General features: G+C 39.4%; 13 protein-coding genes and 1 pseudogene. 4 read left to right on the forward strand and 10 right to left on the reverse strand.

Annotated features, from left to right (window positions below):
- Positions 1–54: 54 nt before the first annotated feature.
- The 4 genes from PARA_RS09490 to PARA_RS09505 all read right to left on the reverse strand — a co-directional run bounded on the left by PARA_RS09490 (position 55) and on the right by PARA_RS09505 (position 6,204).
- Positions 55–3,504, reverse strand: coding sequence for an acyl-[ACP]--phospholipid O-acyltransferase (locus PARA_RS09490; RefSeq protein ID WP_014065588.1), 3,450 nt, complete (start codon positions 3,502–3,504; stop codon positions 55–57).
- Complete coding sequence (locus PARA_RS09495; RefSeq protein ID WP_014065589.1) at positions 3,501–4,142, reverse strand: MerR family transcriptional regulator; 642 nt, start codon at positions 4,140–4,142, stop codon at positions 3,501–3,503. The genes PARA_RS09490 and PARA_RS09495 overlap by 4 nt, the downstream gene beginning before the upstream one ends.
- A gap of 126 nt (positions 4,143–4,268) precedes the next feature.
- A complete protein-coding gene (locus tag PARA_RS09500; protein ID WP_014065590.1) occupies positions 4,269–5,840 on the reverse strand; it encodes a peptide ABC transporter substrate-binding protein in 1,572 nt (523 codons plus the stop codon).
- Positions 5,833–6,204, reverse strand: a complete 372-nt coding sequence (locus PARA_RS09505) for a YbaN family protein (RefSeq protein WP_041918331.1) — start codon at positions 6,202–6,204, stop codon at positions 5,833–5,835. Before PARA_RS09505 ends, PARA_RS09500 begins: the two co-directional genes overlap by 8 nt.
- 206 nt (positions 6,205–6,410) lie before the next feature.
- On the opposite strand from PARA_RS09505, the gene prlC reads away from it, so the two are divergent.
- Positions 6,411–8,450, forward strand: coding sequence for an oligopeptidase A (gene prlC, locus PARA_RS09510; RefSeq protein ID WP_014065592.1), 2,040 nt, complete (start codon positions 6,411–6,413; stop codon positions 8,448–8,450).
- Positions 8,451–8,558: 108 nt separating this feature from the next.
- Here the strand turns inward: prlC and rpsO are convergent, their stop codons facing one another.
- The 5 genes and pseudogenes from rpsO to PARA_RS09535 all read right to left on the reverse strand — a co-directional run bounded on the left by rpsO (position 8,559) and on the right by PARA_RS09535 (position 12,487).
- Positions 8,559–8,828 carry a 30S ribosomal protein S15 gene (gene rpsO / locus PARA_RS09515; protein WP_005628925.1) on the reverse strand — a complete coding sequence of 90 codons (270 nt, stop codon included), beginning with the start codon at positions 8,826–8,828 and terminating at the stop codon, positions 8,559–8,561.
- Positions 8,829–8,960: 132 nt separating this feature from the next.
- Positions 8,961–9,806, reverse strand: coding sequence for a ModD protein (gene modD, locus PARA_RS09520; RefSeq protein ID WP_014065593.1), 846 nt, complete (start codon positions 9,804–9,806; stop codon positions 8,961–8,963).
- Positions 9,807–9,815: 9 nt separating this feature from the next.
- Positions 9,816–10,565, reverse strand: a complete 750-nt coding sequence (locus tag PARA_RS09525; protein ID WP_014065594.1) for an ABC transporter ATP-binding protein — start codon at positions 10,563–10,565, stop codon at positions 9,816–9,818.
- Positions 10,562–11,486 (reverse strand): annotated as a pseudogene (locus PARA_RS09530) (FecCD family ABC transporter permease). Before PARA_RS09530 ends, PARA_RS09525 begins: the two are co-directional and overlap by 4 nt.
- A gap of 2 nt (positions 11,487–11,488) precedes the next feature.
- Positions 11,489–12,487 carry an iron ABC transporter substrate-binding protein gene (locus PARA_RS09535; protein ID WP_014065597.1) on the reverse strand — a complete coding sequence of 333 codons (999 nt, stop codon included), beginning with the start codon at positions 12,485–12,487 and terminating at the stop codon, positions 11,489–11,491.
- A gap of 145 nt (positions 12,488–12,632) precedes the next feature.
- Between PARA_RS09535 and PARA_RS09540 the strand changes: the two genes are divergently transcribed.
- Both PARA_RS09540 and PARA_RS09545 read left to right on the forward strand, forming a co-directional pair.
- Positions 12,633–13,148, forward strand: a complete 516-nt coding sequence (locus tag PARA_RS09540; RefSeq protein ID WP_014065598.1) for a hypothetical protein — start codon at positions 12,633–12,635, stop codon at positions 13,146–13,148.
- Positions 13,117–15,105: a TonB-dependent receptor plug domain-containing protein gene (locus tag PARA_RS09545; RefSeq protein ID WP_014065599.1), complete on the forward strand. Its 1,989-nt coding sequence runs from the start codon at positions 13,117–13,119 to the stop codon at positions 15,103–15,105. The genes PARA_RS09540 and PARA_RS09545 overlap by 32 nt, the downstream gene beginning before the upstream one ends.
- 53 nt (positions 15,106–15,158) lie before the next feature.
- Here the strand turns inward: PARA_RS09545 and hldE are convergent, their stop codons facing one another.
- On the reverse strand, positions 15,159–16,589 hold the full coding sequence (gene hldE, locus PARA_RS09550) for a bifunctional D-glycero-beta-D-manno-heptose-7-phosphate kinase/D-glycero-beta-D-manno-heptose 1-phosphate adenylyltransferase HldE (RefSeq protein WP_014065600.1): 1,431 nt from the start codon (positions 16,587–16,589) through the stop codon (positions 15,159–15,161).
- Positions 16,590–16,686: 97 nt separating this feature from the next.
- On the opposite strand from hldE, the gene PARA_RS09555 reads away from it, so the two are divergent.
- Positions 16,687–17,622: a Kdo(2)-lipid IV(A) acyltransferase gene (locus tag PARA_RS09555; protein ID WP_014065601.1), complete on the forward strand. Its 936-nt coding sequence runs from the start codon at positions 16,687–16,689 to the stop codon at positions 17,620–17,622.
- Positions 17,623–17,661 lie beyond the last annotated feature (39 nt).

Here is a 17,661-nt window from a genome sequence, read left to right on the forward strand (position 1 = left end):
AAATAACAAAAAGAGCGGTCAAATTGACCGCTCTTTTATTTATTACGATGTTCTTTACTTAACCAGACTCATCGCCAGATTCTTCGCACCTTTGAAATCTACTTTACCACTTCCTAACATCGGAATTTCATCCACTAAGAAGACTTGGCTTGGTAGCATAATCGGCGGTACATTTAATCCTTTAATACGTTCATTGATCTCATCTAAAGAAAGCGCAGACTTGATTAAAAGCACAATGCTCTCGCCTTTTTTATCATCACTCAAGGCAACGGCAACAAATTGATTTTCCTCATCAAATACTTGTGAAAGTTTCTCTTCCACGCTGCCAAGACTGATCATTTCGCCACCGACTTTAGCAAATCGAGAATAACGATCCACAATGGTAATAAAACCGTTATGATCGATATGGCCTTTATCGCCGGTTTTGTAATAACGTACACCGTCAATTTCAACAATCACTTCTGCTGTTTTTTCTGGGGCATCCAAATAACCTTTCATGACTTGTCCACCACCAATCAAGATCAAACCGTCTTCGCCGACTGGTAATTCCTGCAAGCTTTCTGGATCCACAATTTTAATAATGGTGCCTGGTAATGGCATACCGACTGTACCAGCTTGATTGAAGGTAAATTCCTGTAAGGTTTCTGGATCAAGTAAATTAGGCATATTAACACTGGCTACCGGTGCTGTTTCAGTTGCGCCATAACCTTCGTAAATTTCTAAGCCAAATTTAAGTTTAAAGGCTTCTTTTACATCTGCTTTCAATTTTTCAGCGCCCGCAATAACCATACGTACGTTTTGTAGCATTAACGGATGGAATTTCTTATTGCGTACATACAATCTAAAGAAAGTTGAAGTACCAAATAAAATACTCACACGATGTCGAGCACACATTTTTCCGACTGTCGCCCCATCTGTCGGATCCGCGACACTCACCATTTTAATGCCTTCACACAATGGCAATAAGGTTGTCACGGTTAATCCGAATGAGTGGAAAATTGGTAAGGAATTTAAAATGACATCATCTTTGTGGAAATTTAATAATTCACCAATCTGTTTAATGTTCGTCAGTAAATTTTTATGGCTTAATTCAATGCCTTTCGGATCACCTTCACTACCACTACTGAATAGGATGGTGGCATTATCTTCCAAGCTTACGTCTGCAAAGTAGCGTAATTTAATCCACCATTGTGGCGCTAAAAACGCCGTTAAAAATGACCGCACTTTATTCGCTTTAGTGATCGATTTCCCTAAATTTTCCATAAATAGGGCTTTATCAGCCACCACTTGGTTAAAGTCAAAACCTTTTACGTTCAATTTATCCAAGAATTTTTCAGAGGTAATGACTTGCGAAATGTTGGCTTTTTTCAACGCTTTTTCCATCACTTCAGGGCTTAGCGTGTAGTTTAAATTTACCGGTACTTTGCCCATCACCATTAAGGTCATATTGATAATTGCCCCGATTGATGAACTTGGTAATAACACGCCAACATTTTTTTCATTCCCTAAAGCGGCTTTCAAGGTTTTCACAAACATTAGCACTGCAGCAATAAATTTCAGGTTATTGAGTTTAGTGCCTTGCGCATCCACCACGGCTTCTTTGAATAAATTCGATTTTGCCGAATTCAACCAATGGTGCATAAGTGGTTTACGTTTACTCATGACTTTTTCCCATACGGAGAAAGAAAGTTCGAGCACTTTTTGCTTCATGGCTGTCGCATCAATAAAGCCATGAATTGGTTTACCAAATGCTACTAAAATTTCACGCTTACCTTGGCGTTTAGTTAAATTCTTATAGAAAGAATCCGCACGGGAGAAGCTGCTGCCCCACAATCCACGTAAATAGAAAGGAACCGTCGTCACATTCTCCAAATCTTTTAATACGTGCTCAAAGCCTTTTTGGAACTCATTAATTTGACCGTTATAGCTGATATGACCTTCTGGGAATAAAGCCACCACTTCACCACGCGCTAAATATTCACGAATGGTTTCAATAGATTCACGACTTGAACCGCCACCAATTGGGATGACTTTGAAAATACGGAAGAACCAAGTGAGATACCATTTGTTGTAAATCGGACGATACATCACAAATTTAATCGCACGAGGGCTAGCCGCTTGTAACACCAACCAGTCAATCCAGCTAATATGGTTACCTAATAACAACACGCCACCACTTTGTGGAAGATTTTTTAACCCATCCACATGAAAACGGTAATTTGCTTTTAACGCAAAGAGCAAGAATAAACGCGTAAATAAATGGGGTACTTTCGACATGGTATATAAACTTGCAGCAAAACATGCAGCAGAAGTCACTAAGAATAAACCTTGAGTCGAAACATTAAGTTGTACAAAAACAATGCTTAATAGCAAAAAGACCACCATGAACACGTTTTGCATAAAGTTGTTACCCGCCATGATTTTGCCACTGATTTTCTCAGGTGCGAAATACTGAATCGTTGCATTTAATGGCACGATCAATAAACCGCCAGAAAAACCAAAGACAAAAGAACAAAGTGCCAATACCACTCCACTTTGAGCTAGAGTTAAAAAGAATAACGACACACAAATACCCAATGCACCAAGTGGAACAATACCTAACTCAATATGCAAACGAGAAGCACGTCCTGCAAGATATGAACCAAGCGCAAGCCCTATTCCACTCACCGCAAGAATCGCTTGAATAACAACCGCATTATCTTCATTGAACATCGCTTTATAATGCGCAGGGAATGCCGCCACAATAATTTGTGACACGCCCCAAAAGAGACTTAATCCAATGACACTCAACCAAATATTTTGATCTGCTTTTAATGTGCGAACGTTATCTTTTAAATACCCTAAAGAAAGGTATTTTCTCATATCGAACTGACCATCCGTATTTTCAGCTTCTTGCTTAAAGAATGGGATTTTAAACGCAAAATAGGCTTCGAGTGCACTCAGTAATACTAATGCTACACCTATCACCCAAACACTTTGTAATACTTCATTCGGATCATCTGATGCCACATAATGCGCTTCAAAGAAGAAAGAAAAGGCAAAAGAACTAAATAGAATGGCCACAATAGTAAGCGCTTGAATGACACCGTTTGCCATACCGATATTTTCAGTGCCCACAATTGATTTAATAATGCTATATTTGGCTGGAGAATAGACCGCACTTTGCGCGGCTAAAATCAATGTGAGTACAAAGGAAAGTGCAAACATGCCCGTCATATAACTCAATAAAATCCCCGCACTGATCACCACCGCCGCTAAACTGCTATAACGAATCACATTGGTGCGGGAAAATTTATCGTTAATAAATGCCGAAGGGGAAAATAAGAAAATAAACGGCAATAAAATCATGGCATTAATTAACGCTGTTAAAACGACCAAGCTCTCCCCTGAAAAGCTTTTCAGTAAAACATTTTGAATAGTAATTTTATGTGCCAAATCCACACTGGCATTAATAAAGGCAATGGCTAAATAAGGCACAAAGCCAGCATATTTTAAGAGTTTCATTTCGCACTCTCCGCTTGGTAAAGATTAAAGGTTTTCATATTCAAGAGATAAGGTTTTAACACCAACAATAAATCAAATAAGTGTTTTAATTTTTCATCTTTTTGTTCACTATTGGCTAATGCCGCTAAAGTCACATTCACCTCTTTTTCCGCTAACATTTTTGCAGCAGCCAAATAAGCTTTCACTACATCCATTTCGGCTTCATCACAACGAGCTAAGATCGCCAAAATATCACGTTCTTTTGCTGTAAAAATGCCTTCACGAGGATTCAATAATCCTTCCGCTACCATCTCTTCGATTTGCTGAGTAGAAAGATGAAATTCTGCAGAGAGTTGCTCCACTGAAAATACTTCATTTTCAGCGCCCATGATGATGTCTAATAATCCAATAAGACTTTCATAAGGATTATTCCAATCAAAATGAGGATGTGCAAAAAGTGCTTTAATTTGTGAAATTGTCGCATTGAAATTGCTTTGTAGATATTTAATAAAGCTGAGTAACTTCACACAATGTTCATCATAGAGATGAAAATTCGGTTTATCTTTCACCGGCTCAGGCAACAAACCTTCTTTCACATAGTACAGCACCGTGGATTTTGGTGTCTGACTAAGCTTAACTAAATCATTCATTTTTAACATCAGGATTTCCCTCTAGGTTGATTTGTTGTGTATTGTAGCGGATAAAAATAAAAAGTAAATAGTGTTACTTTACACTTTTAATTAAATTTAATAAAAAAGTTGTTTATCGCATGATAAACAACTTTCTTAATCAGCTTTAGCTTCCACTTTTCGCCATAGATCTTTGCTATAAATGACCCCTACTGGATTTTTCTTCGCCCCCATAATAGTTGGAGAAATATAAACCGGTGTAGTGTATTGGAAAAGCGGTAAAGCAAGGTTTTCCTGTTGGATCTTCTCACTTAATTTTAAGTAAATTTCTGACCGCTCTTTTTCATTTAAGCTTCTCAGTGCTTGCTCAAAAAGTTGATCGTATTCTGCATTAGCATAGCCATTTTTATTATCGGGACTTTTAGAATAGAACAAGCCTAAAAATGCCATAGGATGATTAAAGTCTGCACACCAGCCAGAACGAATGACTTGGAAATCACCCTTTTGGCGTTTCATTTGTAATGTTTGCCAATTGACGGGTTGGGCATCCACGCGCAACATATCGGATTGCGTTAATTGCCCCACTACACGTTGCGCGATATTCACATGCAAGGGTGCATCATCATAAAGCACATTTAAATGTAGCGGATGTCTTTCATCAATTTTATTTTGAGCCAATAACTGCTCGGCAACAACGGGCTCCCATCTTGAATCCTGTCCATTTAGCATAGCTTTCGGTAAAAAATAAGAACTTGGAATTTCCGCTGGAATCTCATTATTCACAATATTCGTAACCGAAACCAACGAAGCAATCGCCTTACGCACATCTGCCTTAGCAACTTTAGGATCGTTTAAATTAAATTCATAAAAATACTCACAAAGCTTCGGAAAATGCTGAAGATCTGAATGAAATTCAGGCACATCAACCACCACATCAAATTCAGCCAATTTAGGCGCAACAAAAGGTAGATAAGCTACACGTTCAAAAGCGACATTATTTTTCTGCCAATAATAGGGATTTTTCGCTAAGTGTATGCTTCTCACACTTTCACTTTCGATCATATAAGCCCCATTAGTTACAGGGGAATCAGGATCGCTATATTGTGGCACGAGGCTAATATGCGCCAACATTTCCGGCAAATACGGTGTTGGTTTATCAAGCTCAATGCGTAAAGTGCGGTCATTTTCCGCATAAATGCCTAAACTCTTAAAAGGTTTATTTTTTTCTAAAACGCCTTTCGCATTTTTTAGATTAAGATAAGCCAAATAAGATCTTAATGGACTATTGGATTGAGACAGTGCTTGCCAAGAAAGCATCACATCTTGGGCGACTAAAGGTTCACCGTTTGACCAACGAAGCCCTTCACGTAAGGTAAAGATCCAGGTTTTGTTGTCTTTTGTTTGCCAACTTTCTGCAATACCTGGCACAATTCGTCCTTCCTGATCATAAGCCGTTAAGCCTTCATATAAATCGCGCAATAAGTTTTCTTGTTCAGGATAACGCACAAACCAAGGCTCAAAAGAAGGAGAATGAGTAAACGCCCGAGTCAGTAAAGTTCTGCTCGGTTTTGAAGTATTTTCTTGTTCAATAGACTGGCTTTGTGTTGGTTGCTCTTCTGATACCGTGTTTGTAGATTTCGGGCTATTTAATTTATCACAACCGCTTAATCCAAAAACGATACCTAAAATGACCGCACTTTTAAGCCAAGTAAGGAAAGCATTATCCATTTTCAACGTCTTCTGTTTTAATCCAAAAGAAAAAGAACCAATATTTTACCGCAATTAAAATCGCAATGATCGTTCGTCCCACAACACTTGGAGTAAAATAAAAACCAATTAAAAGCATCGTGGTTGAAAAGGTTAAAATAGAGATTTTTGTTTTTTTCGTTAATGAACGTCGCTCATTAAAGGATTTTAGGTATTTTTGATAAAGTTTCGTCTCCAAGAACCAACGTTCTAAACGAGAAGAACCTTGCGCAAACGAATAAAGCGTGAGTAATAAAAAAGGTGTGGTCGGCAGAAATGGTAGAAAAACACCAATCACGCCTAAAACCAAAGAAATACAGCCTAGTATAATATAAATGGCTTTAATTAAAGAATTTTTTGGAAAAAATTTAAGTGCAACAAAACCGACTATAATCGAAAAAGTGATTAAGCCAGAAAACAATAACACGCCGTTCATTATTATTCCTAAATAAAAGTGATACGCAATTATTACTGATTTTTTAGATTTTTCAACCTTGATATTATAGAATTTGTCGCAACTTACTAAAGAAACTGTTAGTAAAAGGAATATTTATGTCTAATCCATTACTTCATACTGAAGGCTTACCTCCATTTTCTCAAATCAAACCAGAACATATTCAACCGGCAATCAAAAAACTCATCGAAGAAAATCGTCAAGCCATTGAACAAGTTTTAAAACAACCGCACTTTACTTGGGAAAACTTTATTGAACCGCTTTCTGAAGCAGGCGAACGCCTAAGCCGCGCTTGGTCACCAATCTCTCATTTAAATTCCGTGAAAAATAGCCCTGAATTACGTGATGCGTATCAAGCCTGCTTACCACTACTCTCTGAATACAGTACCTGGGTAGGCCAACACAAAGGCTTATACAACGCTTATTTAGCCTTAAAAAATAGCCCTGAATTTGCGGCTTATTCAGTGGCTCAAAAGAAAGCCATTGAAAACGCACTACGTGATTTTGAGCTTTCAGGTATTGGTTTATCCGAAGAAAAACAAAAACGTTATGGTGAAATTGTGGCTCGCTTATCAGAATTGAGCGCTCAATTTAGCAATAATGTACTCGATGCCACCATGGGTTGGGAAAAAGTCATTGAAGATGAAAGCCAATTAGCGGGTCTTCCTGAATCTGCATTACTTGCAGCAAAACAATCTGCTGAAAGTAAAGGCTTAAAAGGCTATCGTTTTACGTTAGAAATTCCAAGTTATTTGCCAATCATGACCTATTGCGAAAATGCAGCACTACGCGAAGAAATGTATCGTGCTTATGCAACTCGCGCTTCTGATCAAGGTCCAAACGCAGGTAAATGGGATAACACAGCGATCATTGAAGAAATCATGACGTTACGCGTGGAACTAGCGAAACTGCTAGGTTTCAATACCTATACTGAACGCTCACTTGCGACCAAAATGGCAGAAAATCCACAACAAGTGTTAGATTTCTTAAATAACCTTGCAGATCGTTCAAAAGCACAAGGTGAGAAAGAATTAGCAGAACTTAAAGCTTATTGTGAAAAAGAATTTGGCGTAACGGAACTTGCCCCTTGGGATATCAGTTTCTATTCTGAAAAACAAAAACAACATTTATATGCGATCAATGATGAAGAACTTCGTCCTTATTTCCCTGAAGATCGAGTTATTTCGGGCTTATTTGAATTAATTAAACGTATTTTTAATATTCGTGCAGTTGAACGTTTTGGCGTAGATACTTGGCATAAAGATGTGCGTTTCTTTGATTTAATTGATGAAACCGATGAAGTACGTGGTAGTTTCTATCTCGATCTTTATGCGCGTGAAAATAAACGTGGCGGCGCATGGATGGATGATTGTATCGGCAGAAAACGCAATGCTGACGGTTCAATTCAAAAACCGGTTGCCTATTTAACGTGTAACTTCAATGCGCCTATTGGTGATAAACCTGCGTTATTCACCCATGATGAAGTCACGACTCTCTTCCATGAGTTTGGTCACGGCATTCACCATATGCTCACCAAAGTTGATGTACCGGATGTTGCGGGTATCAATGGTGTACCTTGGGATGCAGTAGAACTTCCAAGTCAATTTATGGAAAACTGGTGTTGGGAAAAAGAAGCCCTTGATTTTATCTCTGGTCACTTTGAAACGCACGAACCGTTACCAGAAGAAAAATTAAATCAACTTCTCAAAGCAAAAAACTATCAAGCAGCGATGTTTGTGTTACGTCAGCTTGAATTTGGATTGTTTGATTTTACCCTTCATCATACTTTTAAAGTGGGTAAAGCTAACCAAGTCCTTGATACCTTAAAAGCGGTGAAAGATAAAGTTGCCGTGATTAAAGGCGTTGAATGGGCAAGAACACCACATAGCTTTAGCCATATTTTTGCCGGCGGTTATGCAGCAGGTTATTACAGCTATTTATGGGCTGAAGTGTTATCTGCAGATGCATTCTCTCGCTTTGAAGAAGAAGGGATTTTCAATCCGGTTACGGGTAAATCCTTCTTAGATGAAATTCTCACTCGCGGCGGCTCTGAAGAACCAATGGTATTATTCAAACGTTTCCGTGGACGTGAACCTCAATTAGACGCATTGCTTCGCCATAAAGGCATTGCGAACTAATAACTAAAAAAGAGCGGTTAAATTTTTGACCGTTTTTTATCTAATATGCAGAAAATAAAAAAGCCCTCGGTAATCCGAAGGCTTTTATTTTTACTATCGTAATAAAAATTAGCGACGTAAACCTAAACGAGCGATAGTGCTTTGGTATAAAGCAAGATCAGTACGTTTTAAGTAGTCTAAAAGTTTACGACGACGAGAAACCATACGTAATAAACCACGACGACCATGGTGGTCTTTTTTGTGCTCAGCGAAGTGAGCTTGTAAGTGGTTGATTTGTGCAGTTAATAATGCGATTTGAACTTCAGAAGAACCAGTATCTTTCGCATCGCGACCAAATTCAGCAACGATTGCTGCTTTTTTTTCAGTACTTAGAGACATTTTTTACTCCTAAAAGGTAGTGTTATTAATACATCATTCGCCGATCTCTAACTCAGCGATGACAAGGAGCCTGAATTTTAACGATTGAAGCCAATAAAAGCAAGGAATTATTGTAAAGAAGCACTTTAAATTCTATGCTTTAGTAATTACAACCTTAATATCCTCCGGTGCAGCATAGTAAGGCGCAGAGGTAATAAACAAATTAATGCCTAACTTGGCATAATCTGCCACATTATTTTTATTCACCCCACCGGCGACGGAAAGCGTAATTGCTTTGCCTTGCGCCTTGATGAGCTCCAAAGCCGCTTTCACGTCTTCAACCGACCATTTATCTAGCTGAATAATATCTGGAGAAGCGATAATCATTTGTTCAAATTGTGCAAAATTGTCTGCTTCAAGGGTAACCTTATTTTCTGGCGCTTCACGCTTCAAGGTTTCCACAATATGTGTCCAGTTATTCGGTTCAGCCAATAAATTACGATGATTAGTGAAGACCAGTAAGGTTTCACTCACGCCTTGACGATGAATATGTCCGCCAGCAGCCAGCACCGCATTGGTCGCCAGTTTACGGGTATTCGGGATACTTTTACGGGTACAAGCCACCACCGCATTCGGGTTAATGGCTTTGGCATTAGCAATCATCTCCGCCGTGTATTGCGCTACGCCACAAGACCATTCCAATACAAGTTGCACCACTTTCCATGCCTGCTGTAATTTGTCCGCAGAATCGACCGCACTTAGCAACACTGCACCTGCTTCAACGGATTCCCCTTCATTCACATAGACCTGAGGCGTAATGCCTAATTTTTTCAGTAATCGTTCTGCCACTGAAATCCCCGCCACCACGCCGGCATTTTTACGTTTGAATTCAATTTTTGCCGAGACTTTCTCCAGCCCCAACGCATGCGTGGTTAAGTCACCTCGATAAATATCTTCCAATAAAAAATCATCGAGTTCTTTGTCTGAAAAATAAATCATAGTTTGTCCTTAAATGTTGAGATGTTTTTGCAATTCCTGAACTGAAGTACGGTAAATTTTGGCGAGGTTTTCAAAGGTCATCAGTTCACTTTTCTCACCTTGATGGAAACCAAATTCTTGATCGAGCATTGCAATATTTTCGGCTAAATAGACTGCTTGTTGTGGGTTGTGAGTGGTAATCAACAAGGCGATATTTTGATGTTGTAACTGTTTAATTTTTTCCAACACTCTAATTTGGTTACCAAAATCAAGACTGGCTGTCGGTTCGTCCATAATCAATAATTTCGCCTGTTGAGCGATAGCTCGTGCAATGAGTACAAGTTGTTTTTCGCCACCACTAAGTTCGTGGTAATAACGTTTGGCAAGATGTGTGATTTGTAATTCATCTAAGGCAGAAAGGGCAAGATCTTTATCTTCAGCTTTCGGCGTTTGATACCATTTCAAATAAGCAGAACGCCCCATCAATACCATATCTTGCACAAGAAAAGGAAAAAGTTGAGCATGTGCTTGTGGTACATAAGCGATTTCACGTGCTAATTCAGCGGCAGAATATGTAGCAAGCGGTCTATTTTGAAAGAAAACTTGCCCATTGAGAGCAGGCTGCAAACCAAGCAAGGTTTTTAAGAAAGTGCTTTTCCCTGCACCATTGGCGCCAAGTAAACAGCAAATTTGCTGAGGTTTTAATGCAAAATTGATCTTGTCTAACAGAGGTTTATTGCCATAACCAATCGTCAATTGTTGCGTTTCAATTAAATTCATTTTCGCCCTCTCAACAATAAATAGAGGAAAAACGGTGCGCCACAAGCAGAGGTTAAAATCCCGATGGGAAGTTCAATGCTTGCAACCGTGCGGGCGAGTGTATCGGTGAGAAGTAAAAAGCTCGCACCAAGCAACAAGGATGTCGGCAGCAATAAAATGAAATTGGCACCCACCAATAATCGAGCGATATGGGGCACAAGCAATCCAACCCAACCAATAATCCCCGTAATGGAGACCGCACTTGCCGTACAAAGTGTGGTGAAAATAATCAAAATATAGCGCGTGCGTTGGATAGGAATACCGAGGCTTTTAGCCTCATCTTCTTCTAAGGCGAGCAGATTTAAGCGCCAACGCAATAAGAAAAGTGGCAGAATGCCGAGTATCAAAATAGGGGAAAGTTGAGTTAATTCTTTCACGCCAACAGCCGTGAAACTGCCTAATAACCAAAAGGTAATCGAAGGTAATTGGGTGAAAGGATCGGCTAAAATTTTTAACAGTGAAATACCTGCACCAAGTAATGAACCGATAGCAATCCCTGAAAGTACTAAGACCAAAATCGGATCTTGATTACGGCTTCTGGATGCGACCATCGAAACACACAGCACCGCTTGAAACACCTAAGATATCAGGAGAAACCAACGGATTTTTAAACATCCCTTGATAAGTCGCGCCTGCGGCGGCTAATGCGGCACCTACTAAACAGGCGACCAAAATACGTGGTGTACGAATATGCCAAAGCACCGTTTCAACGGAAGAAGGCGTTTGACATTCCGTTTCAAATAGACAACGAATCGCTTGTCCAAGTTGAAGGGGAGAAATCGGAAATCGCCCCACATTCAACGAAAGCAAAATGGTGCTAACTAATAAAATTACTAGCGAAGTGAAAAACAGTTTAGGATTACGCTGAACAAAATATGGCATAGCTATTTCACATCATGTAGCAATTGAGTCGCTTGTGCTGGCGTTAATTCAATCTGATAGAACACGTGATAAAACGTTTGTACTTCTTTTGCAAATTTAGTCATAGGTTTACCGCTAACTAAATGCGAGGCCCAACGCACCCCAAGTAAACGGTTCACACTAGGTGGCGAATCTAACCAACCAAATGGATTATTCGGGATTAAAAAAACTTGTCCATTTTTGACCGCACTTAACTGTTGCCATTGCGGATTCTCTTTTAAGGTTTGCAAAAACTCAGGATATTGGGTGAAAATCACATCAGGATTCCATAATAAAAGCTGCTCCATCGAAACCTGCGTGAGCCCTTTATGATCGCCTTCCACCACATTTTTTAAACCAACCATTTCAATGGCTTCTGTATGAATAGAGCCTTTTTGTCCTGTTTGTAAGCCATCTGCACTACGAGCTAAATAGAAGGTTTTAGTAAATTTAGAAGCATTTTCGACCGCTTGTTTGAGGGTTTCTTCTGCATACTTAGCTTGAGGTTCTGTGAGGCTTTCTACGCCTAGTACTTTCCCCAAGTAACGCAAAGTCGTCGGTGTTTCGCTAAGTTTGCCATCTAGCAACAAATAAGGCACGCCCGTTTGTTCAAAAGTACGTTTTGCTTGATCGATATAATTTGGGGTGACATTACCTACATCAATAATTAAATTCGGTTGCAATGCCACAATTTTCTCTGGCGAGAGCGTACTGCCTTTTCCGGCAATTTTTCCCAAGGTTGGTAGAGATTGTTGTGCTGCAGGAAACAATTTTCCACGTTTTTCCATATTAAATCCCGACAATCCCAGTAATTTATTGGGCGCGCTTGAAAGGAGCAACACATCAGCCGGATTACCCGCACTTAATACTTTTTCAATTTTAGTTGATGGAGGTAATTCCCCTGCCAAATAAGCGATTTCTTCTGTTGCAAATGCACTGGTTGATACACAAAGCGCAAGTGCAATACCTATCCATTTTTTCATGTTTTCTCCCTCTTTTAGCCGTTCAAATTATACAACTTAATTTTAACGTTATATATTTTTTAACATATTAGATAAATTTTGTTAGAATAGCATCGTTATGTTTTTTATTATATAACATTTGTTATTCATAGCTAAAGGTGAAAAAATGAAATGGGATGTGATTTATAAGTTTTGCTTGCTTTGCATGCTCATTGCGGGATTGGCTGGCATATTGTTCAGCGGCTTAGGGATCTATTTTCAGTGGCCCATTCAGGGCATCTTTCAGTGGCATTTAGGTTCTGCTTTACTGTTTATTTTGGGCGTGGTTTTGCACTTCTTCAATCGTAAAAATAAAGCGGTCAAAATTGTGCAACAATTTAACGATTTGGTGACACATAATCGCTATCCCACCTATTGCAATTTAGACCGTTTGATCATGACGTTTGAGCACTTTTCAATTCTACAAATTGCGGAGCAACTTCAACTCACCCCTTCGATTTTACTCACCGAATTAGCTAACGGAAAAATAAACTTCAGCGATGCTAACCGCACTTTGCGAGAAAATTTCCCTCATAATGATGAAAAAATTTTCGCCGCGATCACCATTGCATTGAAGTTACGCTTCACCCCTAACCTAAAAGGATGTTCCAATGGAAAAGAAACTGCTTTGCATCGCCATTAGTTTGGCTTGCTTGCCTGCTTATGCCGAAAATGTATTTACTCTTGGTCAAATTGAAGTTATCGGTGAAAAAGCGAGTGATCTCAGCACCGCGCATATTGATCAAGCTGAATTACAAAAAAATAACCAAGATCGTGTGTCTGATATAGCCAAAAGCACACCAGGTGTATTTGTCGAACATGGCGGCGCACGCAACGAATACAACTTATTAGTACGTGGTTTTAATGCTCGCCGGGTACCCGTATTTATGGATGGTATTCCTGTTTATGTCCCTTATGATGGTGAAATGGACTTAGGTCGTTTTACCACCTTTGATTTATCTCGCATTGATATTTCTAAAGGCGCAAGCTCTGTGCTTTATGGCGCCAATACGATGGGTGGTGCAGTAAATTTAATTTCCAAAAAACCAACTCAACCCTTCGAAGGTTCTATTGGCTATGGCTTTTCACACGGTAAAAGTGGTGGCACAGCAACCAATAAAACAGATTTTAATTTAGGCACTAAACAAGAACTATTCTATGCGCAAATAAGTGGTTCTTTTGTTGAAAAACAAGGCTTACAACTTTCTCACCATTATCAACAAATCAATCCAAAAGGTGATGATGGCGGTCGAGCCGAAAATTCTAAACAACGTGATAAAAAATTAAGTTTAAAAGTCGCTTATACGCCAAATGAGAATGATGAATACGCACTGGCGTTCTCCACACAAAAAGGCACCAAAGAATCACCTTTCTATTCTGGCGCTGATAGCTTTGAACGCTATTGGCGCTGGCCGATGTGGGACAAAGACAGTATCTATTTCCTTTCCCATACTGAATTTGACGATCATCATCTCACATTGAACACGAAGGCATTTTACGACACCTTTAAAAATGACCTACGTGCTTTTGATGATGCCACATTCAGCACTCAAAAGAAAAAATCGAGCTTTAATAGCTATTACCGTGATTATTCCTACGGTGCAGGCTTTGATTTAGGTGGCGATTTAACCTCCAAAGACCGCTTAAAATTCTCTACCCTCATTAAATATGACGTGCATCGCGAACATAATGATGATGAACCGACCGCAGTCGATAAAGATCGTACCTACAGCTTTGGTTTAGAAAATACTCATCGTTTTAATGAGCAAACCTCTCTGATTACAGGCATCAGCTACGACAAACGTGATTCACACCGTGCAGAGAAATTTGAAAAACAATGTGCATCAACTCACCAAAAAAATGCGATTTGTCCATTTGATATCGGTAATAAACACGCCTTTAATTATCAAATCAAACTTGCTCATCATTTCTCTGAACATGATGAATTTGCACTAAGTTTTGCGAAGAAAACACGTTTTGCTACCATGAAAGAACGTTATTCTCGCCGATTTGGTCGTACTGAGCCGAATCCATTCTTAAGCCCAGAAACCGCTTACCATTACGAAGCTAGCTATATGCACACCTTCAACGATTGGTTAAGAGTGGATAGCGCACTTTTCTATTCTGAAGTGAAAGATGCTATTGAAGAAGTCGCGATTAGCAAAAAACTCAATCAATATCAAAATGTGGGTAAAGAAGCCTTTAAAGGTGTTGAATTAGCCGTGAATGTTTTTGCAACCGATAATTTAACGTTAGGGGCAAATTACACCTATACTCATGCAAAAAATAAAACCCAAGATACCATTGTGAAGAATGTGCCAAAACATAAATTCTTTGCATTTGTTGATTGGAAAATATTACCAAATCTTTCACTTTATGTGAGCCAAGAAGCGGAACATGGCCGTTATTATTTAGATGGTGGTGAAACTGTGAAACTCTCTGGTTTTGGAAACAGCAATGCGAAATTGATCTATGAACCTGTTTCTGGGTTAAGTTTAGAAGCGGGTGTATCGAACCTCTTTGATAAAAACTACTACTATCAAGCAGGTTATCCGGAAGAAGGTCGTGTTTATTTCGGCAATATTCGATATAAATTCTAAAATAAAAAACGGGCAACTTGTAAAACAGGTTGCCCGTTGTTTTTATAAAGCCATTAATCTTTCAGCGCTTTAATTTTTTCAATTACGTTCGTGGTTGAACAGCCATTTTCGAAATTCAATACACGAACATCACCGCCGTTTGCCCATACTTCTTTACTGCCTGCAATCTCTTCTGGTTTGTAATCGCCGCCTTTCACCAATAAATCCGGTAAAATCTCACCGATTAAACGTTGTGGTGTATCTTCATCAAAAGAGACCACCCAATCTACTGAAGCTAAACCGGCTAATACTGCCATACGTGCATTCAGATTGTTAATTGGGCGACTTTCACCTTTTAAACGTTTTACTGAGCTGTCAGTATTCACCGCAACAATTAAACGGTCACCAAGTTTGCGAGCATTTTCTAAATAAGACACGTGGCCAGGATGAAGAATGTCAAAACAACCATTTGTCATCACAATTTTCTCACCGCGTGCTTTAGCATGAGCTACCGCAGTTTTTAATTGGCTTTCTGACATAATACCGAAGCCTGTTTCAGAACGGCCATGGATTGCATTCTCTAATTCCACAGTAGAAACGGTTGATGTACCTAATTTACCGACCACAATACCTGCTGCCACATTGGCTAAATAGCAAGATTCTTCAAAAGAACGCCCATCTGCAAGTGCGGTTGCTAATACGCTGATTACGGTATCGCCTGCCCCCGTTACATCAAATACTTCTTTTGCAAGCGTTGGTAAATGAAATGGCTCCTGATTTGGACGAAGTAATGTCATGCCTTTTTCAGAGCGCGTCACTAAAAGTGCGGTCAATTCGATGTCTGAAATTAATTTTAAACCTTTCTCAATGATTTCTTCTTCAGAATCGCACTTACCTACCACTGCTTCAAACTCTGACATATTTGGTGTGAGTAAAGTCGCACCACGATAACGCTCAAAATCTGTACCTTTTGGATCGATCAATACGGGTACGTTTGCTTTGCGTGCAATTTGAATCATTTTTTGCACATCTTTTAACGTACCTTTACCATAATCCGACAGCACTAACGCACCAAAATCTTTCACTTCAGCTTCCAATTTCGCTAGCAACTCTTGGCATTCTACGTTTTGGAAATCTTCTTCAAAATCTAAACGAAGTAACTGTTGATGGCGAGATAAAATACGCAATTTCGTAATGGTTGGGTGAGTATCCAATGCTACAAAATTACAATCAATTTTTTGATGCTGTAATAAATTCGTTAAGGCTGAACCTGTTTCATCCTGACCAATTAAACCCAAAATTTGCACGGGCACATTAAGAGAAGCAATATTCATCGCCACGTTTGCTGCACCACCTGCTCGTTCTTCGTTATTTTGCACGCGAACCACAGGAACCGGTGCTTCTGGCGAAATACGATTAGTTGCACCAAACCAGTAACGGTCAAGCATGACATCGCCTAACACTAATACTTTCGCTTGATTAAAATTGGCAGAATATTGAGCCATTTTGAAATCTCTCTGTTGGAATAATAAAAATTTGGTGCAATTTTACCACAACTCAAATTTGCGATAAACTAGACACCGAACTAACCAGAAAAGAATTATGAAAAACGAAAAACTCCCTCAATTTCAACCGCACTTTCTTGCCCCTAAATACTGGGGCTTTTGGCTTGGTGTGGCGATTTGGCGAAGCCTTTTGTTACTTCCCTACCCAATTTTACGTCACATCGGCAACGGCTTAGGTTGGCTTTTCTCAAAATTAAAAGTGGGAAAACGCCGTGCAGCGATTGCCCGCCGAAACCTTGAACTCTGCTTTCCAAAAATGCCTGAGCAAGAACGCGAAGCCATTTTGCAAGAAAACTTGCGTGCCGTTGGTATGGCGATTATTGAAACCGGCATGGCGTGGTTTTGGTCTGATGCTCGCATAAAAAAATGGTCAAAAATTGAAGGGTTACATTATTTAAAAGAAAACGCCCAAGACGGCATCATATTTGTAGGCGTCCATTTTCTTACGCTTGAGTTAGGCGCGCGTATTGTGGGCTTACATCATCCTGGCATAGGTGTTTATCGTCCCAATGACAATCCTGTATTGGATTGGTTACAAATTAAAGGTCGCTTACGTTCAAATAAAGATATGCTGAACCGAAAAGATCTACGTGGAATGTTCAAAGCTTTACGCAAAGGTGAAACCATTTGGTATGCGCCCGATCATGACTACGGACGAAAAAATGCCGTATTTGTGCCTTTCTTTGCTGTAAAAGAAGCGGCAACTACTACGGGCAGTTATTATCTACTTAAGTCCGCGCCAAATTGTAAAGTTGTGCCTTTTGCCCCATTGCGTAATAAAGATGGTTCAGGCTATACGGTCAGTATTTCTCCTCCAATGGATTTTTCTGATCTTTCAGATGAAAAAGCGATTGCAGAGAGAATGAATAAAGTCGTGGAAAAGGAAATCTTAAAAGGCATGGAACAATACATGTGGCTACACCGCCGATTTAAAACGCGTCCAAGTGAAGATGAACCAAGTTTGTATTCATAAGTGCGGTTGATTTTTTATCTGTTTTTGAATACTAAAACG

The sequence above is a fragment of the Haemophilus parainfluenzae T3T1 genome (assembly GCF_000210895.1).
Taxonomy (GTDB): domain Bacteria; phylum Pseudomonadota; class Gammaproteobacteria; order Enterobacterales; family Pasteurellaceae; genus Haemophilus_D; species Haemophilus_D parainfluenzae_A.